The organism is Pseudomonas sp. lyk4-R2A-10, assembly GCF_030209075.1.
In the GTDB taxonomy this organism is placed as follows: Bacteria; Pseudomonadota; Gammaproteobacteria; order Pseudomonadales; family Pseudomonadaceae; genus Aquipseudomonas; species Aquipseudomonas glycinae.
On record NZ_JARVSR010000008.1, the window covers coordinates 299,413 to 306,807 of the forward strand.

The 7,395-nt window shown below is 59.1% G+C and carries 8 protein-coding genes; 3 read left to right on the plus strand and 5 right to left on the minus strand.

What is annotated here, in order from left to right:
* Positions 1-48: 48 nt before the first annotated feature.
* On the plus strand, positions 49-1,857 hold the full coding sequence (locus QRN46_RS12900; protein WP_285355024.1) for an aminopeptidase P family protein: 1,809 nt from the start codon (positions 49-51) through the stop codon (positions 1,855-1,857).
* Here the strand turns inward: QRN46_RS12900 and QRN46_RS12905 are convergent.
* A complete protein-coding gene (locus QRN46_RS12905; RefSeq protein WP_011335225.1) occupies positions 1,850-2,758 on the minus strand; it encodes a LysR family transcriptional regulator in 909 nt (302 codons plus the stop codon). The two genes, QRN46_RS12900 and QRN46_RS12905, sit on opposite strands and share 8 nt — an antisense overlap.
* Positions 2,759-2,870: 112 nt before the next feature.
* Between QRN46_RS12905 and QRN46_RS12910 the strand changes: the two genes are divergently transcribed.
* Positions 2,871-3,869 carry a zinc-dependent alcohol dehydrogenase family protein gene (locus tag QRN46_RS12910; protein WP_011335224.1) on the plus strand — a complete coding sequence of 333 codons (999 nt, stop codon included), beginning with the start codon at positions 2,871-2,873 and terminating at the stop codon, positions 3,867-3,869.
* Here the strand turns inward: QRN46_RS12910 and QRN46_RS12915 are convergent.
* Positions 3,866-4,456 carry a 2-hydroxychromene-2-carboxylate isomerase gene (locus QRN46_RS12915; RefSeq protein ID WP_285355028.1) on the minus strand — a complete coding sequence of 197 codons (591 nt, stop codon included), beginning with the start codon at positions 4,454-4,456 and terminating at the stop codon, positions 3,866-3,868. The genes QRN46_RS12910 and QRN46_RS12915 overlap by 4 nt on opposite strands.
* A gap of 33 nt (positions 4,457-4,489) precedes the next feature.
* Complete coding sequence (locus QRN46_RS12920; protein WP_201815671.1) at positions 4,490-5,218, minus strand: SDR family oxidoreductase; 729 nt, start codon at positions 5,216-5,218, stop codon at positions 4,490-4,492.
* A 92-nt stretch (positions 5,219-5,310) separates the two neighbouring features.
* Here QRN46_RS12920 and QRN46_RS12925 point away from each other — a divergent pair, with 92 nt between their 5' ends.
* Complete coding sequence (locus tag QRN46_RS12925; protein ID WP_201815670.1) at positions 5,311-5,880, plus strand: TetR/AcrR family transcriptional regulator; 570 nt, start codon at positions 5,311-5,313, stop codon at positions 5,878-5,880.
* Between the two features lie 10 nt (positions 5,881-5,890).
* Here QRN46_RS12925 and QRN46_RS12930 read toward each other — a convergent pair whose 3' ends face one another.
* Together QRN46_RS12930 and rhtA are read right to left on the minus strand one after the other, a co-directional pair.
* Entirely contained in the window at positions 5,891-6,172 is a 282-nt protein-coding gene (locus QRN46_RS12930; protein WP_011335220.1) for a hypothetical protein, read from the minus strand.
* A gap of 168 nt (positions 6,173-6,340) precedes the next feature.
* Positions 6,341-7,228 (minus strand): threonine/homoserine exporter RhtA, encoded by an 888-nt coding sequence (gene rhtA, locus QRN46_RS12935; RefSeq protein WP_011335219.1) that lies wholly within the window; start codon positions 7,226-7,228, stop codon positions 6,341-6,343.
* Positions 7,229-7,395: the final 167 nt, after the last annotated feature.

Sequence of the window (7,395 nt, forward strand, 5' to 3'; positions counted from 1 at the left end):
TTCGAACGGCACCAAACAATAACGATGAAGTGATTCGCAGGAGACATGATGAGTACCCAGACCTTGACCGAAGGAACGGTTCCCCAGCGCCTCGCGCACACCCGTGAACTGATGCGTCGCGAAGGTATCCACGCGTTGCTGGTGCCGTCCGCCGACCCGCACCTGTCGGAATACCTGCCGGGTTACTGGCAGGGTCGGCAATGGCTGTCGGGTTTCCATGGCTCGGTCGGTACGTTGATTGTCACCACAGACTTCGCCGGGGTCTGGGCCGACAGCCGTTACTGGGAACAGGCGACCAAGGAACTCAAGGGCAGCGGCATCGAGCTGGTGAAACTGCAACCGGGTCAGCCGAGCCCGCTGGACTGGCTGGCCGAGCAGACGCCGGAAGGTGGCGTGGTTGCGGTTGACGGTGCGGTGATGGCCGTTGCGTCGGCGCGCACGCTGGGCAGCAAGCTCGAAGCCCGGGGTGCCAGCCTGCGGACCGACATCGACTTGTTGAAAGAAGTCTGGAGCGACCGTCCGGCGTTGCCGAACGCGCCGATCTACCAGCACCTGCCGCCGCAGGCGACTGTCAGCCGTGGCGAAAAACTCGCCAAACTGCGCGAAACCCTGCAGGAACGCGGTGCCGACTGGCACTTCATCGCCACCCTTGACGACATCGCTTGGCTGTTCAACCTGCGCGGTGGCGATGTGTCGTTCAACCCGGTGTTCGTTTCCTTCGCGCTGATCAGCCAGCAACAAGCCGCACTGTTTGTGGCCTTGAGCAAGGTCGATGCTGAGCTGCGTGCCGTGCTGGAAAAAGACGGCGTAACCCTGCGCGACTACAGCGAAGTCGCTGATGCCTTGCGTGCGATTCCGAACGGCGCGAGCCTGCTGGTGGATCCGGCGCGGGTTACCAGCGGTCTGTTGGATAACCTCGACACTGGCGTGAAACTGGTCGAAGGCCTGAACCCGACCACACTGGCCAAGTCGCAGAAGAGCCTGGCGGACGCCGGGCATATTCGTCGGGCGATGGAGCAGGATGGCGCGGCGCTGTGCGAATTTTTTACCTGGCTGGAATCGGCCTGGGGTAGTGAGCGCATTACCGAGCTGACCATTGACGAGAAGCTCACGGCGGCTCGTGAGCGTCGCCCGGATTACGTGTCGCTGAGTTTCAACACCATCGCTGCGTTCAATGCCAACGGCGCGATGCCGCATTACCACGCCACCCCGGAAGAACACGCGGTGATCGAGGGTGATGGCCTGCTGCTGATCGATTCGGGCGGCCAATACTTGGGCGGCACCACTGACATCACGCGCATGGTGGCAGTTGGTACGCCAACGGATGAGCAGAAGCGCGATTGCACTCGTGTGTTGAAAGGCGTTATTGCTTTGTCCCGCGCGCATTTCCCGAAAGGCATTCTGTCGCCGCTGCTGGACGCCATCGCTCGTGCGCCGATCTGGGCTGAGAACGTGGATTACGGCCATGGCACCGGACACGGCGTGGGTTACTTCCTCAATGTTCACGAAGGTCCGCAGGTGATCGCTTATCAGGCAGCGCCGGCGCCACAAACCGCCATGCAACCGGGAATGATCACCTCCATCGAACCGGGCACTTATCGTCCGGGCCGCTGGGGTGTGCGGATCGAGAACCTGGCGATGAACGTATTGGCTGGAAGCAGCGAATTCGGCGAGTTCCTCAAGTTCGAAACCCTGACCCTGTGCCCGATCGACACCCGTTGCCTGGAACCGTCGTTGCTGACGCAGGAAGAGAAACAATGGTTCAACGCCTATCACGCCGAAGTGCGCGAGCGCCTGAGTCCGCTGCTCGATGGCGCGGCACTGGAATGGCTGAACACGCGTACTGCCGCTATCTGATCGGTTGAAGCTCGGGCGCTGCAGCCAGCGCCTGGGTCATGAAGTCGACAAACGCGTTGACCCTGGCGGACTGGCGACGGTTCGCCGGGGACACGGCGTGAATCGGCAATGATCGGGTCTGGTAGTCCTGCAACAGGGCGATCACTCGACCCGCCTTCAAATCTTCGCTGAACAGCCAGACCGGTGACAGCGAAACCCCCAGTCCTCCCAAGACCATTTCGCGGATCGCTTCGGAGTTGTTGCTCTGGGCGTTGCCCTGGATGCGTACGTCGTGGTGTTGGCCATCCTTCTCGTAAGTCCACAGGTTCTGAGTGCTGAGCAGGTTGAATTGCAGGCAGTTGTGCTGCGCAAGATCCTGAGGTGATTGTGGGTGGCCGTGGCGTCGCAGGTAATCGGGCGTCGCCACCGTGAGCCGGTGGGTGGTGCCGATGCGTCGGGCGATCATGCCGCTGTCGTTCAGCTCGCCGATGCGCAGGCTGACGTCCAGGCCTTCGCTGACCAGATCCAGATTCTGATCGCTCAGTTGCAGGTCGACCTGCACCTGCGGAAAGCGCTGCAGAAACTCCGCCAGCCGCGAAGCGATATGCAAGCGGCCGAAACTGACGGAGGAGCCGATCCGCAAAGGTCCGGCGACGGTTTCCCTGCCGGACTGGAAACTGTGCTCGGCAGCGTCCACGGCGGCGAGGATATTTCGACATTCGTTGTAGTACCGCTGACCTTCATCGGTCAGTGACAGCTTGCGTGTACTGCGGGCAATCAGCTTGCCGCCCAATTCATTCTCAAGGGCGCGCAGCACTTTGCTGATGGTCGGCTGGGTGGTGTGCAGTTCCCGGGCAACGGCGGAGAAACTGCCGCGTTCGACCACCCGGACGAAGATGGCCATTGCGTTGAGCTTGTCCATGAAGCGCCTCATTCATGCCGATTTGGCATGCTTACTATAGTCATTTGACGTCTTATCGGCATGGAGCTGCTGCGGGAACATGGCTTCACTTTCTCCCATAGGAATGACCGAAATGACTGACTCACTGCACATGAAAGCCCTGATAGTGGACACCGCTAACGGGCCGTTACGCTTGGTTTCCCTTGAGCGCCCAGTGGCTGGGGCTGGACAGGTACTGGTGCGGATCAAGGCCAGTGGTGTTAATCCGCTGGATCTGAAAATCCGTGCAGGGCAGGCCGCCCATGCCCGGCAACCGTTGCCAGCGGTGTTGGGGCTTGATCTGGCGGGTGTGATCGAAGCGGTGGGTGAGGGCGTGCAGGATTGGGTGCCGGGCGATGAGGTGTATGCGTTGGCCACGGGCATTGGTGGCGCGCAAGGTTCGTTGGCCGAGTTTGCAGTGGTGGACGCACGACTGCTGGCGCGTAAGCCTTTGAACCTGAACCAGCGTGAGGCTGCGAGCCTGCCATTGATATTGATCACGGCGTGGGAAGGCCTGGTGGATCGGGCTCGGGTGAGTGCGGGGCAGAAGGTGTTGATTCACGGTGGTGCGGGTGGTGTCGGGCATGTGGCCGTTCAACTGGCCCGAGCATTCGGTGCAGATGTTTATGCAACAGGTTCTGTGAGGCAGCGCTCGATCATCGAGGGTTACGGTGCGACGTTCATCGATTATCTAGAGAGCTCGGTGGAGGAGTATGTCGCCGAGTTCACGGCGGGGGAGGGGTTCGACATTGTCTATGATACGGTCGGCGGCGAGACGCTGGACGTTTCCTTCAAAGCTGCACGGATCTACAGCGGACATGTACTGAGTTGTCTGGGCTGGGGGCAGCACAGTCTTGCGCCGTTGTCGTTTCGTGGGGCGACGTATTCGGGCGTGTTCACCTTGCTGCCGTTACTGACCGGCAGTGGGTGTGAGCATCATGGCGAGATTTTGCGCCAGGCTGCCGCGTTGATTGAGTCCGGGCAGCTGCGACCGCTGCTCGATCCGCATCGGTTCACGCTGGAAACCGCAGCAAAAGCCCATGAGCTGCTTGCAACGAAAGCAGCTCAGGGGCGTTTGGTTGTGGAGATTTAGCGAAGGGCTTCCAGCACGAAGTCGAGCCGGTCCTGACCGAAGAACAACTGTTTGTCGATGAACATGCTCGGCGCGCCGAAGACGCCGCGCTTCACTGCGGTCTCGGTGTTGTCCTTGAGCATGGCCTTGACTGCGTCATCGTTGGTCAATGCCAGTACCTCTTCAGGATTGAAGCCATGTTCGGTCAGCACGGCGGCAACCGCTGCCGGCTCATCGAGGGGGCTCCCTTCAACCCACAGCGCTTTGAACAGGCAATCGATGAACGGCTGAAAGCGATCGGGATGTCGCAGCTGAATGCCGGTGACCGCGCGCATCAACATCAGGGTATTGATCGGAAAATGCGGGTTGAATTTCAAGGGTACACCGTAGCGTTTGGCGTAGCGGTCCAGGTCCTGAAACATGTAACGACCCTTGGCCGGGATCATTGCCGGCGACGCGTTGCCGGTGGCTTTGAAGACGCCGCCCAGCAACATCGGAATGTAGATCAACTGGCTGCCGGTCTCGGCGCAGATTTTCGGCAGTTGGGTGTACGCCAGGTAAGTGGCGGGGCTGCCGAGATCGAAATAGAACTCCACGCTTTTGCTCATGTTCGCTGCACTCTGTTTTTGTTATTGGGGGAATTACCAGCGTTCGTTCCACGGACGCAGATCCAGCTCGAACGTCCAGGCGTCCCGTGGCTGGCTATGCAGATACCAGTAGTTCTCGGCGATATGCTCTGGATTGAGAATGCCGTCCTGGTCCTTGGTGGCATATTTGTCAGGGAAATTGTCGCGGATGAAATCGGTATCGATGGCGCCGTCGACCACGACGTGGGCGACGTGAATGTTCATCGGGCCAAGCTCTCTGGCCATGCTCTGTGCCAGAGCCCGGATACCGTGCTTGGCTCCGGCAAACGCGGCGAAGCCGGAGGCACCGCGCAATCCGGCAGTCGCGCCGGTGAACAGGATCGTGCCGCGGCTACGGGTCACCATCCGTTTGGCGACTTCCCGGGCATTGAGAAACCCGGAGAAGCAGGCCATTTCCCAGATCTTGAAATACTTGCGGGCGGTTTCTTCGAGGATGCTGCAGGGCACGTTGGCGCCGATGTTGAAAACGAATGCTTCAATTGGTCCGAGACGCGTCTCGATATCCTCAATCAGTGCAATGACGTCTTCTTCCTTGCGCGCATCGCAGGCAAAGCCGTGTGCTTCGCCGCCGGCCGCCTGAATGGCTTCCACCAACGGCTGCAATTTGTCGGCGCTGCGCCGCGTTACGCAAGCGATGAATCCTTCCCTGGCGAACCGTTTGGCGATGGCACCGCCCGTGGCATCACCTGCACCGACGACCAATACGACCTTCTTGTTATTCATGGGTGGATCCCTTTAGTAAACGATCGTTAAGTGAACGAACGTTATGCTAGGATTTGCTCAGCGTCAAGGCACTCAATTGTGAGGACAAATACATGCGGTACTCCGCCGGTCACAAGCTGGAAACCAAAGAAAAGCTCCTGCAAAGCAGTTCGCTTTCTGCGAAAAGAAGCGGGTTCTCATCAATGGGTGTCGATGGCCTGATGAAGGCGATCGGTCTGAGTGGGGCGGCGTTCTACAGTCACTTCTCGTCCAAGGACGCGTTGTTTGCGGCGATCGTCGAGCGGGAGTTGTGCCAGAGTCTGGAACGCTTGGGCGGGCAGGGTACACAGGATCACGAACGGCTGGAGCGGTGCCTGAAACTGTATTTGAACATGGCCCATGTCGAGCAGCCTGAACTGGGCTGCGCATTGCCTGCGCTGGGCGCCGAGATAGCGAGGTCGGATATTGTTGTGCGGGAGCAGGCCGAGCTGTGGATTTGTAAGCTTCAGGAAAGTTGGGCGCAGATTCTGGAAAGCGACAGCCTGGCTTGGGCCATTCTGTCGCAATGTGTCGGGGCACTGGTGGTGGCGCGTATGTTGGCGTCGCCCAAGATTCAGCAGCGTGTGCTGAAGTCCTGTCATGAAGAGATCGGGAACCAGCTCGCCGCTTCGCGAGTGCAGTAGCGGCGATGGTTTATTTGCAGATGACGATCATGCTGCGGCTGGTGTAACCGGCGGGGTTGAGACCGAAGGGGTAATCACCCGGTTCTTCCACGGCATCACCTGATTTTGCGATGACCTTGTAGCCCTTCGGCGCGCAAGAGTTCGCGGCGCTGGTGTAGCACTTGTCCCAAGAGGAGGACAACCCCGAACAGTTGATGTGCAGCCCTTTCTTGCCATGCTTGACCTGGGTCTTCGACGTCGCCGCGCAGCCTGCAACGGCCAGTATGGCGATCAGAATCAAAATTCGTTTCATTACCGTCCTTATGGCGGCCTCGAGTCTGGCGCTCGGGTCTGCCTGTATTCGCTCTCGCTTGAAGCGTTCCGATGTCCCTGTCCGAAAAAATCCATGTCTGGCATTGGGTTGCGAGGCTAAACATGGCCTAAATGAGCGCCAATTGCCAGACCTTCGTTCAATCCCTTTTCAATCCGCCGCGATGGCGGGTTTGGCAGTGTTGCCCATGGTCATGGTTGCACCGACGGAGGCCAGAATAATGCACAGGATCGCCATCCATTGTGACAGAGAGAGGTATTCCTGAAGGAATAGCAGGCCCGACAGCGCTCCAAAGGCCGGTTCAATACTCATCAGTGTGCCGAAGGTGCGGGCGGGCATGCGGGTGAGGGCGACCATTTCCAGAGTGTAAGGCAGGGCAGTGGACAGGATCGCCACGCCAATAGCGATCGGGATCAATGCGGGAGTCAGCAATGCGCTGCCAGCGTGGACGATACCGATGGGGGCGACGAACAGGGCTGCGATCATCACGCCAAGCGCCGCGGTGGTCACACCGTTATCTGCGCCGGCCTTCTGGCCAAACAGAATGTACAGCGCCCAGCAAAAGCCAGCTCCCAGCGCATAGCCTGCACCGACCAGATCGATACCTGATGTCGTAGCGCCTGTGGGTATAAGCAACAGCAACCCAATGGCTGCAAGGGCAATCCAGAGAAAGTCGATCGCGCGACGCGAGGCATAGATGGCGACCGCGAGAGGGCCGGTGAACTCCAGGGCAACTGCGATGCCGAGCGGAACAGTGCGTAACGACATATAGAAGAGGAAGTTCATGCCTCCTAGCGCCATTCCATAGACAATCACCGTGCGCAGTGACTTGGCCGTCAGCTTCGCTCTCCAGGGTTTGAGCAATACCAGCATGATCACGCTGGCGAAGATGAGGCGCAGTGTTGTAGTACCTTGAGCGCCAACGATGGGGAACATGCTTTTGGCCAGTGAGGCGCCGGACTGAATCGATGCCATGGCTATTAATAGAAGGCCAACCGGAAACAAGGTTGAGGCAAGGCTGCGAGGCTGGTCGTTCATTGCGTGGCATCATCCGGGGAGGGAACTGGGGTGTGTTGGGCAATATAGTGCGCACTCACTGCGTTCGCGTCTATATAGAAGCGGCCTTTTTCACTTTCTTGATAGAAAAAGCAAATTAAGGGTTGACGGCAGATTCTGAGTCTCTATAATTCGCCCCACTTCCGGCG